Here is a 15,823-nt window from a genome sequence, read left to right on the forward strand (position 1 = left end):
CGTCGTCACGACGAAGGAACCAAGATGAGCCCTAAATCCTCAAGTGCCAAGAAGCCTGCCGAGCAGGTGGTAAAGGACATTCGCCGGGCGACCCGGCGGCATTTTTCAGCGGAAGACAAGATCCGGATCGTGCTGGACGGGCTGCGCGGCGAAGACAGCATCGCCGAGCTGTGCCGCAAGGAAGGGATCGCGCAGAGCCTGTATTACACCTGGTCCAAGGAGTTCATGGAGGCCGGCAAGCGCCGATTGGCGGGTGATACCGCTCGTGCTGCCACCAGCGACGAGGTCAAGGATTTGCGCCGGGAGGCCGGCGCGCTGAAGGAATGCGTCGCTGATCTGACACTGGAAAACCGTCTGCTCAAAAAAAGCATGATCGCGGATGGGGACGAGCAAGAATGAGATATCCCGCATCCGAAAAGCTCGAGATCATCAGGATCGTCGAGCAGTCACACCTGCCAACCCGCAAAACGCTGGACCGACTGGGCATCCCGCGCCGGACCTTCTATCGCTGGTATGACCGTTATGTCGAGGGCGGGCCTGAGGCGCTGCAGGATCGGCCCTCGGCGCCGAGCCGGGTGTGGAACCGCATCCCGCCTGCCATCCATGACCAGATCATCGAACTGGCGCTGGAGCAGTCCGAGCTCTCCCCGCGCGAACTGGCAGTACGGTTCACCGACGAGACGCGCTACTTCGTGTCAGAAGCCAGCGTTTACCGGCTCCTCAAGGCCTACGATCTGATCACCAGCCCGGCCTATGTGGTGATCAAGGCGGCGAACGAGTTCCACACCAAGACGACGCGACCCAACGAGATGTGGCAGACGGACTTCACCTACTTCAAGATCATCGGCTGGGGCTGGATGTACCTGTCGACCGTGCTCGACGATTACTCCCGCTACATCATCGCCTGGAAACTGTGCAGCACCATGCGGGCCGAGGACGTCACCGACACGCTGGACATGGCACTTACTGCCTCAGGGTGCGACCAGGCCCATGTGCACCACAAGCCTCGGCTGCTCAGCGATAATGGCCCCAGCTACATCGCCGGCGAACTGGCGGACTATATCCAGGACCAACGCATGAGCCATGTCCGGGGCGCTCCAATGCATCCCCAGACCCAAGGCAAGATCGAGCGCTGGCACCAGACCCTCAAAAACCGAATCCTCTTGGAGAACTACTTTCTGCCCGGCGACCTTGAGGCCCAGATCGCAGCCTTCGTCGAACATTACAACCATCGACGCTACCACGAGAGCCTGGCCAACGTAACGCCAGCCGACGCCTACTTCGGCAGGGCCGCAGCCATTATCAAACAGCGAGAAAGGATCAAACGCCAAACCATCCAACATCGGCGCTTGCAGCACCGCAAGATCGCCGCTTAACATCAACCCCAAGATGAGGCCGACACTCCGCTAATCTGCGATCCAATCTGAGCCAAATGATCTGACGACGGACACGCCCGAGCGAAAATCGCTATGTGGCCTTAACCAGATAATTTTTGACCTGCCCTCATGCGCGGGCCGGCGCGCGGCTGTGTAAATCTTTCCGATGCCGCCGTTGGAAACCACCATGAAGATCAAAGCAGCCGTTCTGGAAGAAATGGGCCTTGAGCGCCCCTACGCCAGGTCCCTACCGCTCAAGGTGCGGTTCGTTGATCTGGAAGGTCCTGGACCCGGCGAGGTTGGCGCAAGTGGCGCGAGCATTTCGGTGTCGACCGCCTGATTACCAAGCGCCCGCAATTCATCAACAACTATGAAATGCTGCTTCGGGCATGCCGAGCCGGTCAAGGCGTGGCCATGGGCATATTACACTTTGCACAGGAGGAACTTGCTCGAAGGCTCGCTGGTCCGGATTTGCATCAAAAATGGGCGGTCAGTCTGTCGAGTCATCCTGGGTAGGCCGCCTGTCGCGCTGATGGCCTTCCCGACAAGGCCAAGCCCCTCGTAGGGCAATGCGCGCGAGATCAACTGGTTCGACCTTGACCGGCAGGCCGTGCACCGCAGCAGCGTGGGATGGAATGAGTTTTGTCAGGCCAATGTCGATGCCGAGAGTCACCGGTCCGGCGCCTTGGGCAGCGCGATCGCGGCCGAGACGAATGAGCCGTTCGCGATCGAGAGCCGCCATATTGCACTTTCCAAGATGCCTTTGCAGCATGTCGAGTGTCGCGGCCTTGGAGCGGAGAGGGACTTGCCTACATCGCAAATGTCGTCGATATGAAGGTTGATCAGTTGGCCGAAAGTCTTCAGTCGCGCTACACGGGATTTGCTCGGCCTCTCGCCAAGATCGATTTGGCGCTCGGCATCGGTTGCCCAGCGCCTTGCGTCGTCCCGGCGCAGGAAGGTCTCGCTGACGTAGCGACCCTTGCGACGGACTTGGACACGCCACGAACCGGACTGGCGTAAATTCGTGTGTGCTTGGCAATGGCTAACAATTTGATGTTAAAGAAAAAATGCTGAAGTATCAAGAGCATAGACTATCTATTGCACCTATGATGGATGGGGCGGATACCTAAGTATAATCAGCTAGTTAGGGGATGTTGTGTGCAAAAATCGCACACGAAAGTTCTGCTTCTCTTCATTTTTCGTTCCCACGACGGAGCCGCCGACAGCCCTTTTCGGACGCTCTTCTGCCGACGAAATTGACCGCTTCAATGCGGATGTTCGCCTGGATATCCGTGAACCTCATTGTCCGTCGCGGCGTCCAATTTACCTGGGGTTCTTGGAAGCTTTTCGAACTTTTTGGCTCGCGCCTCCAACTGAATTGCGTGTGCTTTTCAAGGAGGTTGGCGGGTCTGGATCCGCAGTGGTGCAAACTTGATCGAGGCGCCTACTGGGGGTTCGAGTCGGGAGACCGCTACCGCCTTTCCCCCCATGTGAGGCTCCGATGGCAAAGGTTCCGCGCAAACAACGTCTGTCGGTCTATCTTAATCCGAGGGTCATGAGCAGGCTCGCCGAGCATGCGGCGCGCCGAGATCTTTCGCGGTCGCTCGTCGCGGAGGCGGCCATCGAGTCGTTCCTCTCACCCGATGCCGCCGAGCGACAGGAGGCGGCGATTACCAAGCGGCTCGACCAGATCGATCGTCGCATGACACGCCAGGAGCGCGATGTTGGAATCGCCGTGGAGACGCTCGCTGTTTTCGTCCGCTTCTGGCTGGCGACAACACCAGCGTTGCCCGAGCCCGCGGCGCATGCTGCCCACGCCAAGGCCGGTGAGCGCTATGATGCCTTCGTCACCGCGCTCGGCCGGCGCCTGGCGAAAGGTCCAAAGCTTCGACAGGAAATCTCCGAGGACATCGATGGCGGCCTGGACACACTCCAGACCGGCAAGCCCGTGGGCTAAATGGACGGGCGGACTGAGATTTCGCAAGCATCGATATGTCGAGACATATCAGAGCGTTGGAATGATATGTTGTCATAGATCACGCTTTGCCAACCAGTCGAGTTTGGCAGAAGAAAACTAGACAGAAGCAGGATGGGGTCGCTTTTACGGGAGCCATGTTGGGCGCGAAATCCTTTTAAGATCCGTGGTTGCATGAGGGGCCACTTCTTCATGAGCTTCCATGATCACTTGGAAAAAACAGCCGTCTGAGCCGAATCAGTTTTTTCAGTGGCTAAGTGGCGTCAGGATTTTTCGTTGAAAATTATAGTCTGTATGCTATAAGGCAAGCGAGAATGAAAAACCAAAAGCCTGCGGTATGGATGGGGTCGTCGAAGGACGACCTGCGCGAGTTTCCGGTCGATGTTCGCCGGTTGATGGGTGTCGCAATCAACGACGCCCAGAATGGTGAGGAGCACCCGGCTGTCAAAGCCCTGAAAGGGTTTGGGGGCCGTAGCATCCTCGAGGTGGTCGACGACTTCGACGGAGATACCTACCGGGCCGTCTATGCGGTGCGCTTTGCCGGAGTGATCTACGTGCTTCATTGCTTCCAGAAGAAGTCGAAGAAGGGCAGGGAGACACCCAAGCACGAAATCGATCTCGTGACAGTGCGATTGAAGGCGGCCGAAGCGCACTACCGCGAAAACTATGGGAAAGGAACGAAGTCATGACAGAAGACATCACCGCCGAAGTGAGCAGCGGCAACGTGTTTGCGGACCTCGGCTTTGACAATCCCGAAGAGGAATTGCTCAAGGCCAAGCTGGCCCGCGAGATCCGCGCCATTATCAAGCGCCGGCGTCTGACCCAGGCGAAGTCGGCCGAACTGCTCGGAATGAAACAGCCCGACGTCTCCGCGATCGCCACCGGGCGTACGGGCAAGTTTTCAATAGACAGGCTGGTTCGCTGTCTGGATCGGCTCGACTACAAGGTCGACGTGGTGGTTCGCCACAAGCCTCGACGGTCAACTCGTGCTGAGGCCGCTTGATCAGACGGCCTTGCCGACGAGCTCACATTTGACGTCGGGCGCCGCCCTTGCCTGAAGATCATCAGCCTTGATTACAGGTCGGCGCCGCCAATCTCCTGTATTTGCATGCTACGCCACTACGCCTCGATATAGGTGTTGAAACCACTCGAGATGCGGCTCTCTTAATCATCCCCGTCCAGGGGTCGCCCATGTCTCCCGGATCGAAACGGGGACAGGATGGCAGCTTCGCCTCACAATTCAGAAGGTCTGGCGCGCGGCGCGCGTATGCTGCGCACAGCGCTGGGACCTGCGATCGCCCGCTATCTCGACGATGCGAGCATCGTTGAAGTGATGCTCAACCCAGATGGGCGCTTGTGGATCGACCGTTTGTCCGAGGGGTTGTCCGACACAGGCGAACGTCTGTCGGCGGCGGACGGCGAGCGCATCGTTCGCCTCGTTGCTCATCATGTCGGCGCCGAAGTCCATGCCGGCGCCCCGCGCGTCTCGGCCGAGCTGCCCGAGACGGGCGAGCGGTTCGAGGGGCTTCTTCCTCTCGTCGTCGCGGCGCCCGCCTTCGCGATCCGCAAGCCTGCCGTCGCCATCTTCACCCTCGAAGATTATGTCGCGACCGGGATTATGTCGGCGCGCCAGGCGGACGCGCTGCGCCAGGGCGTTGCAAACCGCGCGAACATTCTCGTTGCAGGCGGCACATCCACGGGCAAGACCACGCTGATCAACGCGCTGCTCGCTGAAGTGGCCAAGACCGCCGATCGCGTCGTCATCATCGAGGATACGCGCGAGCTGCAATGCGCCGCGCGCAATCTCGTGGCGATGCGCACGAAAGACGGCGTCGCGTCTCTATCTGATCTTGTTCGCTCATCGCTGCGCCTGCGCCCCGACCGCATTCCGGTCGGCGAAGTGCGCGGGGCCGAGGCGCTCGAACTGCTCAAGGCCTGGGGCACCGGCCACCCCGGCGGCCTCGGCACGATCCACGCCGGCAGCGCCATCGGCGCGCTCCGCCGCATGGAACAGCTCATCCAGGAAGCCGTCGTCACGGTTCCCCGCGCGCTGATCGCCGAAACGATCGACCTGGTTGCCGTCCTTTCCGGCCGCGGCTCCGCGCGCCGGCTGTCCGAACTCGCCCGTGTCGATGGCCTGCGCCCGGACGGCGATTACCTGGTCGCGCCAGCCGTCATCGAGGGCGACGACAGCCCGACCTTGCTCGTCCAAAGCCCTGAAGGAGAAAATCCGTGATCCAACGCCTGCGCCTCGCGCGCCATCGTCTCGCCATGACCGTTTCGGTTCCCACGCTCATCCTGGTGATGGCCGCGCCCGCCCATGCCTCCGGCTCTTCGATGCCGTGGGAACAGCCGCTGCAACAGATCCTCCAGTCGATCGAGGGCCCGGTCGCCAAGATCATGGCGGTGATCATCATCATCGTCACCGGCCTGACGCTCGCCTTCGGCGACACGTCGGGTGGCTTCCGCCGGCTCATCCAGATCGTGTTCGGCCTGTCCATCGCTTTCGCGGCGTCGAGCTTCTTCCTGTCGTTCTTCTCGTTCGGCGGCGGAGCGCTGATCTGATGGCGGGTGCTGTCGAACATGGCGGCCCAATGCCGGATTATGCAGTGCCCGGCTACGAGATCGCTACGACGCTGGACGTTCCCGTCAGCCGCTTCTTCGACGGCCTGCCGGGAAACGATGAGACCTGCGTCGAGGCGCGGCCCCTACGCGTCTTGAGGGCGGGCGAGGTTCTGCACTGGGCACCCTCGGCGGTGTGCTCACCATCGCCTCGCTCACCACCACGATGGAATTCCAGTCCATCCCCGCCTACGTCCAGCAGGTCGTCTCCGGCCTCATCCTCATTCTGCTTGTCGTTCTCGACCGTACGGTTCGGACGGGCTCGCGGAGTCATGCCGCGGCAGTCGCCTCGGCTTAACCACCAGAATTCAACAGGGAGGAAATGATGATTACCAGGAAAAGTACATTGCTTGTCGGCACCATGGCGCTTTTGGCTTCGGCCGGTTGGGCTGAAGCCAAAACGGTATGCTACGTGACGGCAGCAGACTCTCACGCCTACGTCACCCCAGCGAACAAGGCGCTCGATGCCCGCGCAAAGGAACTCGGCATCGACGTGCTCAGCCTTAGTCAGAACTTCGATGTCCAGACTGGCACCGAATAGATCAACACCTGCATCGCGCGCAAGGCCGACGGCATCATTCTGTGGCCACTCGACCCGCAGGCCTACATACCGGCTCAGGCGCGCGCACAACAGGCCAACATCCCGGCGATCCTGATCAATTCGCCGATGAATGATCAGGCCAAGCCCTTCATCAAGTCGTTCACCGGACCGGACGTCTATTCGGAAGGCGAGATGGCGGCAGACTCGCTGAACAAGGCGCTCAACGGGCAGGGTTCGGTTGTCATTATCGCCGGCCAGGCCGGCAATGGCACCACGATCGGCCGCGTCGCTGGTTTCACCGATCATCTCAAGAATCTCGGCAGCAAGATCGAGGTTCTCGACACCGTAAACGCCGACTTCGACCAGCAGAAGGCTCTAGTCGCTAGCCGAGATCTGATCACTCGGTTTGGTGATTAGATCGCGGGCGTCTACGCGAACGACGACACTATGGCGCGCGGTTTCATCGATGCCTGGAAGGAGGCGAACCCCGGCAAGCCCACACCGCCGACCGTCGGCATCAATGGTCAGAAGGACGCCTTTGCTTCGATCAAGTCCGGCGAGATGTATTCGACCATCGTCCAGTCGCCTGTCGAAGACGGCAAGCTCGCCATTAATACCATGGCCGACATCCTGGACGGCAAGGAAGTGAAGGATCGCATTCCGATCCCGCTGACGGTCGTCACCAAGGACAACGTCGACGCGGTCAAGCCGGCGTTCTGATCATCGAGGTCGGACTTCAGATTTGCCAGAGTTGCCGGTCGCTACCGCGACCGGCTTTTCTGTTACCGGCCGGAACTTGCAAACAGCCAAGACGGGTTTCAAATCGCTCGGTCTCATCAGTCACAGCAGAGCAAAGCGAGACAGTCACAGTACCGGTCACGCTGGTTCAGCGGGCTTCAACTGGGCTCAACCATCGACAATCTATTCACCGGCGAGACGAACGATAGGCGCAATCGACCGCTGGTCGGATGCAGACCCATCAAGGTCTCAGGGCCATTCACTGGGGCACATGATCCAAGAGCACATCAGGCAAGCGCGCGCCGTCGCACCACGCCCTTACCGTGGCCGCGAACAGCTCGGGCGCTTCTCCGTTCCAACCATGCCCGAGGCTGTTGGCGAACCTCTTCTCGGCGTGAGGCAGGACAGCAGCCAGCGCGTCCATCGACCGCTGAATCAGCGCGTGCTCGCGCTCTCCGGCGATTAGAAGCGTGGGTGTCCTAATATTGGCGGTTCCCGTCGGCATCGAATAGGCGCCGGCGTCGCGGCTGGCCGCCATGAAGCCTTGCATCGACAGCTGTTGAAGCGACTTTCTGTATCCCTCGAAATGGTCGTCGGGAACCTTCAGCGCGCGGGCGTTCATCCTGGCGCCAGCTGACGTCTTCAGAATCGGGGCCATCAGGTAGCCCATCACGGTCATCATCCAGGGATTGGGTAGCGGCAGCACGTTGAGGCCGCTCAGCACGGCCCGGTCCGCAACCTCTTGATTCCTGGATAGAAGGGTGAGCCCGACATAGGCGCCGAGGGAAAGGCCGACGATATGCGCCTTCCGTCCCGGGACCTCAGCGCGAATGACATCGCCGACCAAGTCCGCCGTGCGTTCCATCGAATGCCAACGGACCGATCGGCTGAGGCCGTGGCCCGGCAGATCGACGGCCACACAATGAAACCCGGTCAGGCGTCGAAACTGGTCCTCCCACATCCAACCGCTGGTTCCTATCCCATGGAGAAACATGATCGTCGGCTGGCTCGCGACGCCCGAAACGCGCAAATGAAGCATGATCAAAGGTCTCCCCAGCCAGATCGGTTCTTCGCCGCACGGCGGTCATATGGTAGTCTTCACGCCGCTAGGCGTAGCGCTGGAACCCAAGCTCATCAAGACGAGGTACATCGCCTTCTGTAGTCAGATCGATCCGGGTGCAGTCCACCAAGCTTAACCTCGGTGTCCGAAAAACCGGCAGCAGGCCAGACCTTGCACTCCAAAGAAAACATGGCTATATATCTGGATATAGCACGGAGGCAAGCGATGAGCAACAGTGCGCAGAAGAGAGCCCTCGAGAATTATCGGTCCCGTCTGACTGAGCGTGGCATCGCGCGGTTCGAGATCCAGGCGCCCGACGCCGATCGCGATCTACTCCGATCCCTTGCTCGGAAATTGACGGAGGAAGGTCCGGAAGCCGGGCAGCTTCGCCGGACGATACGGCAGGCAGTGGCGGGTGAGCCTCCGAAAGCGGGCGGTATTCTCGCCGCGCTGCGTCGCTCGCCTATGGTTGGCGCGGATCTCGACCTCAGCCGGCCGCGAGAAGGGGGGCGTAAGGTCGATCTGTGACGCGCTACCTCCTTGATACCAATATCATCAGCAATGTCATAAAGCCGGAGCCGTCGGGCTCGCTGCTGGCCTGGATGGGCGCCCAGAAAGACGACGACCTTTTCATTGCTTCGCTTACCGTCGCTGAAATCCAACGAGGTATCTTGGAGAAACCGAAGGGCAAGAAGCGCAGCAGCCTTGAAACTTGGTTCGACGGCCCCGAAGGCCCGCAAGCGCTGTTCGCCGGCCGCATCCTACCGTTTGACGAGAAAGCTGGCCTCGTCTGGGCGCGGCTGATGGCTGGCGGGAAGGCGAAGGGACGCCCCCGAAGCGCGCTCGACACCATCATCGCCGCGGTCGCCGAGGCCAACGACTGCGTGGTCGTCACGGACAATGAGAAAGACTTCCACGGAATCGATATCATCAACCCTCTGCGTGACAGTGCAGGGTTCCCTTCGTGAGCCGAAAGGACCCTCAAGATGGTTCAGCTTGAAGCGCCGTTTGCCGTCGGCTAGTACCAATCCTGCGAGCGTGTGCTGCTGGGTATCTGTGTCAGCGGTATGTCCCTTGCGAGGGTGTAGAGGCCGCCCGCACTCTTCCTGGTCACCTATGCGGATGGCCAATTCATCGACGGGCGGAGCCTTCCCAGCAAATTGTACGCCACGGGGTTGCGAGCACTCCCGCACCAGCAAGCAAGGCCGCGCGCATGTGGCAGGGCAATCGACACATTGCTGTTTCCTGCGGTAGGCCCGGAGTGGGAACGGTGGGAGATTGCGCCGAAGTCAGGACGTGCGACCGCCAAGGGTCTTGGAGCGTCCGCGGCCGGTTTCGCTAGGCGGAACCGGGATATGACAGAGGCGAAAGATGGACCCGCAACTCTGTGCCGTAAGCAAACTCAATACAGTGTTTTGTGCTTTGGCGGCCCGGCCTTTCAACGAGGTGCGCATGAACGTCCCGCTAAACTGCACCCGATAATCCAAGGTTTGTTTGGGTGAACCGCAAACACGAACCGGCCAACCCTTTCCATGAATACACCGAGATCGCCAACATCGGCGACCTTGCCGGCGTGTGTGGTCCGTAACAAGGGTAAGGCATGAAATTCGCTTCCTACTGGCATGAAACCGCCCCCGCCTTCACCGGCGGAACGGCGGCGCCGGTTTCGGGCCACTATGATGTGGCGGTGATCGGCGCGGGCTTCACCGGTCTCGGCGCCGCGCGGAAGCTGGCGAGGGCCGGGCGCCGCGTCATCGTGCTTGAGGCTCGGCAGGTTGGCTTCGGCGCCTCCGGCCGCAATGGGGGCCACGTGAACAACGGCACCGCCCACAGCTTCCTGCACGCCAAAGGCAAGTTTGGCGAGGAAAAAGCCAAGGCAATGTACCGCGCCTTCGATCAAGGCATCGAGACAATCGAACGCATCATTGCTGAGGAAGGTATCGCCTGCGATTTCCGCCGCTCGGGCAAACTGAAGCTCGCCGCCAAGCCCGCGCACTACGACAGTCTCGCGCAGAACTACGCAGCGGTCCATGCCGAGGTTGACTGCGAGACCGAACTCCTGTCCCGCGCCGACCTTGCCCGAGAGATCGGTTCCGACGCTTTCCACGGCGGGCTGTTGATGAAGAAAAGCGCCATGATGCACATGGGCCGCTTTGTGGTCGGTCTGGCCGAGGCCGCTGCAGGGCGTGGCGCCGAAATCCACGAAAATACACCCGTCACCAGCCGCCGTCAGGTTGAAAAAGGGTGGGAACTGACCACGCCCGAGGGCAAGGTCACCGCCGACAAGGTGTTCCTTGCGACCGGGGCCTACACAACGTCGGCTTTCAACTATTTCCGGCGCCGCATCGTGCCGGTGGGCGCTTTCCTCCTGGCTACCCGCCCGCTGACCTCGGCCGAGTTGACCGCCACCATGCCGGGCAACCGGACCTGCGTGACCACGCTGAACGTCGGCAACTTCTTCCGCGTTGCCCCGGACAACCGCCTGATCTTCGGCGGCCGGCCGCGGTTTTCGGCCCGATCCGACAAGAAATCCGATGCGAAAAGCGGGGCCATCCTGCAGGCGGCGCTCGCCGGCATTTTCCCCCAGCTTGCTGGGATCGAGGTGGATTATTGCTGGGGCGGGCTGGTTGACATGACCAAGGACCGCTTTCCGCGCGCGGGTCAGGCCGATGGCGTCTATTTCTCGATGGGCTATTCCGGTCACGGCGCGCAACTCGCCACCCACATGGGCGAGATCATGGCGGATATGATGACGGACCGCATCAACCGCAACCCCTGGGCCGATCTCGCCTGGGACGCCATCCCCGGCCACTTCGGCCCACCCTGGTTCCTGCCGCTGGTCGGCGCCTACTACAAACTGCTGGATCGGGTGCAGTAGAATTCGACGAACTATGCGCGGACACCCAAGATCTGGTGCCATGATCAACCATTGGTCGCGGGATCGTACGGAAGATTGCGGGCGCGTTAGAACCGTTTCGTGCGACCCTGATCCGTCTCTGTAACGATCAGGCAGCGCGGCTGAAGCGGTTGATCCTGAAATCATCGAGTGGCGTTTCGCATTGGCCGGTCGTGATGAGTTCGGCCATGGCGTCGCCGACGCCCGGACCGAGTTGGAAGCCGTGTCCACTGAAGCCGAAGGCGTGGAACAGGCCTGGCGTCGTCGCCGAGCGCCCCATGACCGGCAGCATGTCCCTGACATAGCCCTCGCAACCGGACCAGGTGCGGATGACCGTAGCCTGCGCGATCGCCGGCAGCAGTCGCGCGACGGCGCGCAGCTGCGTGGGCAGGCGCATGGGGTCGGCGGTCGCCTGGCCTGGTTCGAGGTCCACCGCTACTCTTTCTGCCGCTCCGCCGAAGACGATGTTGCCTCGTTCGACCTGACGCAGATAGGCGCCATGGTCCTTGTTGCGCGTCCAGATGCCGACCACCGGCAGGATCCGATGCGGCAGCGGCTCGGTCACGCCCATCTGCGGGCCGCGGGCGTCGAGCGGTACCGCTTCGCCGAACTGCGCGGCGATGCGCGCGCCCCAGGCGCCGGCGGTGTTGAGCAGACACTCGGCGGCGAATGCACCTTTTGAACTGGCGACAAGGAAGCTGGAGCCCGTGTGCCGGATCGTCTCGACCTCAGTCGCCTCGAGGATTTCGGCGCCCAGCCCGCGTGCAGCCTCGGCAAAGGCCGGTGCGATCAGCCGCGGATTGCCGCTGCCATCGTGCGGCGAGAACGACGCCGCAATAGCATCAGGACCGAGACCGGGAAAACGGGCGCGAATCTCGCGCGGGCTGAGCTCCTCCAGCTCAAGTCCCAAGGGCAGCGCCGCTTTGGCGTAGGCCCGCATGTCGGCGAGGCTATCTTCATCGAAGATCAGCCGGATATGGCCGGTAGCGCGGAATTCCACGTCGCGGTCAAGCATTTTTTCGGCCTCGCCCCACAGCCTGAGCGAGCGATGGGCGAGCGGAAGTTGGGACAAATGACGCCCCGTGCGGCGGATGTTGCCGAAGGAGGCTACCGTTGCTCCAGCGCCCATCCGGTTGCGCTCGATCAACGTCACGCGCGCGCCGCGCCGGGCCAGGAAATAGGCCGAAGCCGTTCCCATCAGTCCGCCGCCCAGCACGATCACATCCATGGAGCCCTCACGCAAAGAATCCTTGACCAATCTTGTCCGCACCGCGGACTTGCGTCAAAGATGGGTTTGGACAGAAGCCATAAGCTTTACCTATGGAGTGGCAATGCGGGCCCGGCAGCTCGAAGTGTTCATCGCCGTCATGCGCGCGGGCACCGTGACCGCCGCGGCGCGGACGCTGAACATCTCCCAGCCTGCTTTGAGCCAGATCCTGCTCCACGCCGAGGACGAACTTGGCTTCACTTTGTTCGAGCGGGTGAAAGGCCGGTTGCGACCGACCCCGGAGGCGCTCGAGATATTCCCTGATGCCGAGAGGTTGTCGGCCGGGCTTGAAGGCTTGCGCCGCAAGACCACCGATCTACGCCTGGGTCGGGCAGGGCTGGTGCGGGTGGCCGCCTCACCGCCGCCGGCCATGGCTATCTTGCCGCGTGCGTTCACCAAATTCCGGGCCCAGCATCCCAACATAATGTTGCGTGCTCATAGCGCGCCGATCGCCGCCATCGTCGACATGCTGCGAGCAGGCGATGCCAGCCTCGGCGTGGCCATGGACAACCGGCTGCCTCCGGATATCGAGGCGGAGGTGATCGGCAGCGTCGGCTTCGCATGCCTGCTGCCCACCGGGCATGCGTTGGCTAGGAAAACCGAGCTGACGCTCGCCGATCTCGTCGGCGAGGAGTTGATATCCTATCGCGGCAACACCCGTCCCGCCGACGAACTGGCCCACGCTGCCCGCGCGCAAGGTGTGACGCTTTCCCCGTCGCTCGAGATCGACGTATCCATCTCCGCGGTCGGTTTTGTCCAGGCCGGTTTGGGCATCGCCTTGGTCGACGCGCTGCTGCCGTGGTATAAGTTTGCCGGACTTGCGGTCAGGCCGCTGACGGCAGGACCGGAATTTCCGATCGCACTTCTCACCTCGCGGACGCGGTCGCTTTCACTGGCCGATGAGATGATGCGCGATGAGATCCGCGCGGCCTGTGCCGCCGCCCTCGGCGACCATCGCGCCAAGGCATAAGCAAGACTTATATACTTGCCCGTCATCCGTCTTGGACCCGCAACATCCGGTCGTGCCAGCTTTGGTGGCAGATAGGAAGGGAAGCATCATGGATTGTGTCATCGCGGCGGATGAGGCGCGGAACAGGGCCGACTGGAAGGTTGGCGTCGATATTGGCGGGACATTCATCGATTTCTGCGCGCTCGAAGCAAATTCCGGACGCCTCGCCTCGCTGAAGGTGCTGACGACGCCGGAAGATCCGGGCGCCGAACTGATGACTGGCCTCACCCTGCTGGCCGAGCGAGAAGGCTTCGATCCTACGCATATGACGCGCTTCGTGCACGGCACGACCGTCGGCATCAACACGATCATCCAGCGCAAGGGCGCGCCGCTGGCGTTGTTCACCAATGCCGGCTTCGAGGACGTGATCGAGCTTGCACGGCTTCGCATGCCGGACATGTATTCGCTGTTCTGCTCGCGGCCGGACCCGCTGATCTCGCGCGACATGGTCTTCGGCATTCCGGCCCGCATGCGTGCCGATGGCAGCGAGACCCAGGCACCTGATATGGCGGCGGTGGAAAGCGCGGTCGCGGCGGCGAAAGCGAACGGGGCGCATGGCATCATCGTCGCCTTCCTCCATTCATGGCGCAACGCCGGGCAGGAAGCCTCCGTCAAGGCGGCGATAGCCCGTCTTGCGCCCGATCTCTTCGTCTTCTGCTCGGCCGAGGTGTGGCCGGTCATCCGCGAATACGAGCGCAGCTCGACCGCCATTCTCAACGGCTATGTCCATCCGCGTGTCTCGGGCTATTTGACGGCGCTGGAGGACCGGTTGAAAGGGCGGGGCGTGCCTGCTCGCCCGATGCTGACGAAGTCGAATGGCGGGCTGATGAACGCCGCAGAAGGCAAGCACGCCTGCGTCAACATGCTGCTTTCGGGAACGGCTTCCGGAGTCATCGGCGCCTCGTGGCTGGCGCGTCAGGCCGGCGAAGACAGAATCCTTACCCTCGACATCGGCGGCACCTCGGCCGACTTCGCGCTCATCATTGACGGCGAGCCGCAATTCGGCACCGGCGAGTTGATCGGCGAGTTTCCGCTCCATATTCCCTCCGTGTCGGTGAGCTCCATCGGCGTCGGTGGCGGCTCGATCGCCAGCGTCGACGCGCAGGGTGGACTTGCCCCGAAAAAGTGGAGAGTTTCCTTCTGATGAAAGGCGACCTCGATGACGAAACAGAGACAGTTTACGGATGCGTTCAAGGCGGAGGCGGTTGGCCTTGTGCGAACGAGCGGTCGGACGAAGCGGCAGATCGCGGAGGATCTTGGTGTTGGTTTCTCGACGCTGACGCGATGGATGGGTCGGCAGCTGGATCGTGAGATGGGCGATCCTGGGCGTCCGCCTGATGCTGATGTCGCCGCTGAATTGAAACGGCTGCGGCGGGAGAATGAAATCCTTCGGCAGGAGCGGGATATCTTGAAACGGGCGACGGCTTTTTTCGTCAAGGAGGGAAGTCGGTGAGGTTCGCGCTCATCGACCAGGCGAAGAAGGATTTCCCTGTGGACCGTTTGTGCGCGACGCTGGGTGTCAGCCCGAGCGGCTACTTTGCCTGGGGGCGCCGGCCGGCGTGCCGCCGGCAGCGCGACGACATGATAATGCTGGCGCATGTGCGATCGTCGTTCGCGCTGTCGAACGGAACCTATGGTAGCCCGCGCATGACGCGGGAACTGCAAGACAATGGCTTTGCCATTGGCCGGCGACGAACGGCGCGTCTGATGCGGGAGAATGGCCTCCAGGCAAGACAGAAGCGGCGGTTCAAGCGCACGACGGACAGCGAACACGCCTTTCCGGTTGCCCCCAATGTCATCGACCAGGATTTTGCCGCCACTGGTCCCAACCAGAAATGGGGTGCCGACATCTCCTACATCTGGACGCGGGAGGGCTGGTTGTACCTTGCTGTCGTCATCGATCTGTTTGCCCGCAAGGTCGTTGGCTGGGCTGCTGGCAACCGGCTACACCGCAGCCTGGCTCTGGCAGCGCTCAACAAGGCGTTCGTCATGCGGCAGCCGGAACCCGGCCTCATTCACCACTCCGACCGCGGCAGCCAATATTGTTCTATCGACTACCAAGCCGAATTGCGTGCCGCCGGCGTCATCATCTCAATGTCAGGCAAGGGCAATTGCTTTGATAACGCCATGGTCGAAACATTCTTCAAGACGCTGAAAACTGAACTGATCTGGCGCACCTCTTTCCTTACCCGCGCCGATGCCCAAGCCGCCATTGCCCGATATATCGACGGCTTCTACAATCCCATCCGGCGGCATTCCGCGCTCGACTACATCAGCCCGATGCAGTTCGAGCGAAACGCCGCCGAATGAGCAACCCGCTCTCCACTTTACCGAAGCAA

General features: G+C 61.6%; 16 protein-coding genes and 3 pseudogenes. 16 read left to right on the forward strand and 3 right to left on the reverse strand.

Translation table 11 applies throughout. The features are described from left to right. Window positions 1-24: 24 nt before the first annotated feature. From LGH82_RS03140 to LGH82_RS03170, 7 genes are all read left to right on the forward strand, one after another. A protein-coding gene (locus LGH82_RS03140; RefSeq protein ID WP_227344189.1) for an IS3 family transposase occupies window positions 25-1,376 on the forward strand; the annotation gives its coding sequence in 2 pieces (ribosomal slippage) (window positions 25-361 and window positions 361-1,376; 1,353 coding nt in all). A 187-nt stretch (window positions 1,377-1,563) separates the two neighbouring features. Next, window positions 1,564-1,716: a hypothetical protein gene (locus LGH82_RS03145; RefSeq protein WP_227347258.1), complete on the forward strand. Its 153-nt coding sequence runs from the start codon at window positions 1,564-1,566 to the stop codon at window positions 1,714-1,716. Window positions 1,717-2,877: 1,161 nt separating this feature from the next. Beyond that, window positions 2,878-3,333 carry a CopG family transcriptional regulator gene (locus LGH82_RS03150; RefSeq protein ID WP_227347259.1) on the forward strand — a complete coding sequence of 152 codons (456 nt, stop codon included), beginning with the start codon at window positions 2,878-2,880 and terminating at the stop codon, window positions 3,331-3,333. 359 nt (window positions 3,334-3,692) lie between these two features. Then, the gene (locus tag LGH82_RS03155) at window positions 3,693-4,040 is read left to right on the forward strand and encodes a type II toxin-antitoxin system RelE/ParE family toxin (protein ID WP_413771458.1); all 348 of its coding nucleotides are present in this window, start codon (window positions 3,693-3,695) and stop codon (window positions 4,038-4,040) included. Then, on the forward strand, window positions 4,037-4,354 hold the full coding sequence (locus LGH82_RS03160) for a helix-turn-helix domain-containing protein (RefSeq protein WP_006338687.1): 318 nt from the start codon (window positions 4,037-4,039) through the stop codon (window positions 4,352-4,354). Before LGH82_RS03155 ends, LGH82_RS03160 begins: the two co-directional genes overlap by 4 nt. Window positions 4,355-4,570: 216 nt before the next feature. Next, window positions 4,571-5,587 (forward strand): P-type conjugative transfer ATPase TrbB, encoded by a 1,017-nt coding sequence (trbB, locus tag LGH82_RS03165; protein WP_227347261.1) that lies wholly within the window; start codon window positions 4,571-4,573, stop codon window positions 5,585-5,587. A gap of 8 nt (window positions 5,588-5,595) precedes the next feature. Continuing rightward, window positions 5,596-5,916, forward strand: coding sequence for a TrbC/VirB2 family protein (locus LGH82_RS03170; protein ID WP_264484390.1), 321 nt, complete (start codon window positions 5,596-5,598; stop codon window positions 5,914-5,916). A 52-nt stretch (window positions 5,917-5,968) separates the two neighbouring features. On the opposite strand, the gene LGH82_RS03175 is transcribed toward LGH82_RS03170, so the two are convergent. Continuing rightward, complete coding sequence (locus LGH82_RS03175; protein ID WP_227347263.1) at window positions 5,969-6,247, reverse strand: hypothetical protein; 279 nt, start codon at window positions 6,245-6,247, stop codon at window positions 5,969-5,971. 51 nt (window positions 6,248-6,298) lie between these two features. Between LGH82_RS03175 and LGH82_RS03180 the strand changes: the two genes are divergently transcribed. Beyond that, a complete protein-coding gene (locus LGH82_RS03180) occupies window positions 6,299-6,514 on the forward strand; it encodes a hypothetical protein (protein WP_227347264.1) in 216 nt (71 codons plus the stop codon). Between the two features lie 12 nt (window positions 6,515-6,526). Further along, window positions 6,527-7,234: pseudogene (locus tag LGH82_RS03185) on the forward strand (sugar ABC transporter substrate-binding protein). 277 nt (window positions 7,235-7,511) lie between these two features. Here the strand turns inward: LGH82_RS03185 and LGH82_RS03190 are convergent. Continuing rightward, window positions 7,512-8,291 (reverse strand): alpha/beta fold hydrolase, encoded by a 780-nt coding sequence (locus LGH82_RS03190; protein WP_227347265.1) that lies wholly within the window; start codon window positions 8,289-8,291, stop codon window positions 7,512-7,514. A gap of 246 nt (window positions 8,292-8,537) precedes the next feature. On the opposite strand from LGH82_RS03190, the gene LGH82_RS03195 reads away from it, so the two are divergent. From LGH82_RS03195 to LGH82_RS03210, 4 genes and pseudogenes are all read left to right on the forward strand, one after another. Next, on the forward strand, window positions 8,538-8,840 hold the full coding sequence (locus LGH82_RS03195) for a hypothetical protein (RefSeq protein WP_227347266.1): 303 nt from the start codon (window positions 8,538-8,540) through the stop codon (window positions 8,838-8,840). Then, a complete protein-coding gene (locus LGH82_RS03200; protein WP_227347267.1) occupies window positions 8,837-9,280 on the forward strand; it encodes a type II toxin-antitoxin system VapC family toxin in 444 nt (147 codons plus the stop codon). The genes LGH82_RS03195 and LGH82_RS03200 overlap by 4 nt, the downstream gene beginning before the upstream one ends. 524 nt (window positions 9,281-9,804) lie before the next feature. After that, window positions 9,805-9,900, forward strand: a pseudogene (locus LGH82_RS03205) (haloacid dehalogenase type II); the annotation flags it as partial. A gap of 12 nt (window positions 9,901-9,912) precedes the next feature. After that, window positions 9,913-11,190: an NAD(P)/FAD-dependent oxidoreductase gene (locus tag LGH82_RS03210; protein ID WP_227347268.1), complete on the forward strand. Its 1,278-nt coding sequence runs from the start codon at window positions 9,913-9,915 to the stop codon at window positions 11,188-11,190. Window positions 11,191-11,317: 127 nt separating this feature from the next. Here LGH82_RS03210 and LGH82_RS03215 read toward each other — a convergent pair whose 3' ends face one another. Beyond that, window positions 11,318-12,436 (reverse strand): NAD(P)/FAD-dependent oxidoreductase, encoded by a 1,119-nt coding sequence (locus LGH82_RS03215; RefSeq protein WP_227347269.1) that lies wholly within the window; start codon window positions 12,434-12,436, stop codon window positions 11,318-11,320. A 103-nt stretch (window positions 12,437-12,539) separates the two neighbouring features. Between LGH82_RS03215 and LGH82_RS03220 the strand changes: the two genes are divergently transcribed. The 3 genes and pseudogenes from LGH82_RS03220 to LGH82_RS03230 all read left to right on the forward strand — a co-directional run bounded on the left by LGH82_RS03220 (window position 12,540) and on the right by LGH82_RS03230 (window position 15,794). Beyond that, on the forward strand, window positions 12,540-13,445 hold the full coding sequence (locus LGH82_RS03220; protein ID WP_227347270.1) for a LysR family transcriptional regulator: 906 nt from the start codon (window positions 12,540-12,542) through the stop codon (window positions 13,443-13,445). 88 nt (window positions 13,446-13,533) lie between these two features. Beyond that, window positions 13,534-14,598: pseudogene (locus LGH82_RS03225) on the forward strand (hydantoinase/oxoprolinase N-terminal domain-containing protein); the annotation flags it as partial. Window positions 14,599-14,643: 45 nt separating this feature from the next. Further along, window positions 14,644-15,794, forward strand: a protein-coding gene (locus LGH82_RS03230; RefSeq protein ID WP_413771365.1) for an IS3 family transposase whose coding sequence is annotated in 2 segments (ribosomal slippage) — window positions 14,644-14,908 and window positions 14,908-15,794 — 1,152 coding nt in all. Because the reading frame shifts where the segments join, the coding sequence is not laid out codon by codon here. Window positions 15,795-15,823 lie beyond the last annotated feature (29 nt).

The organism is Mesorhizobium sp. PAMC28654 (genome assembly GCF_020616515.1).
In the GTDB taxonomy this organism is placed as follows: Bacteria; Pseudomonadota; Alphaproteobacteria; order Rhizobiales; family Rhizobiaceae; genus Mesorhizobium.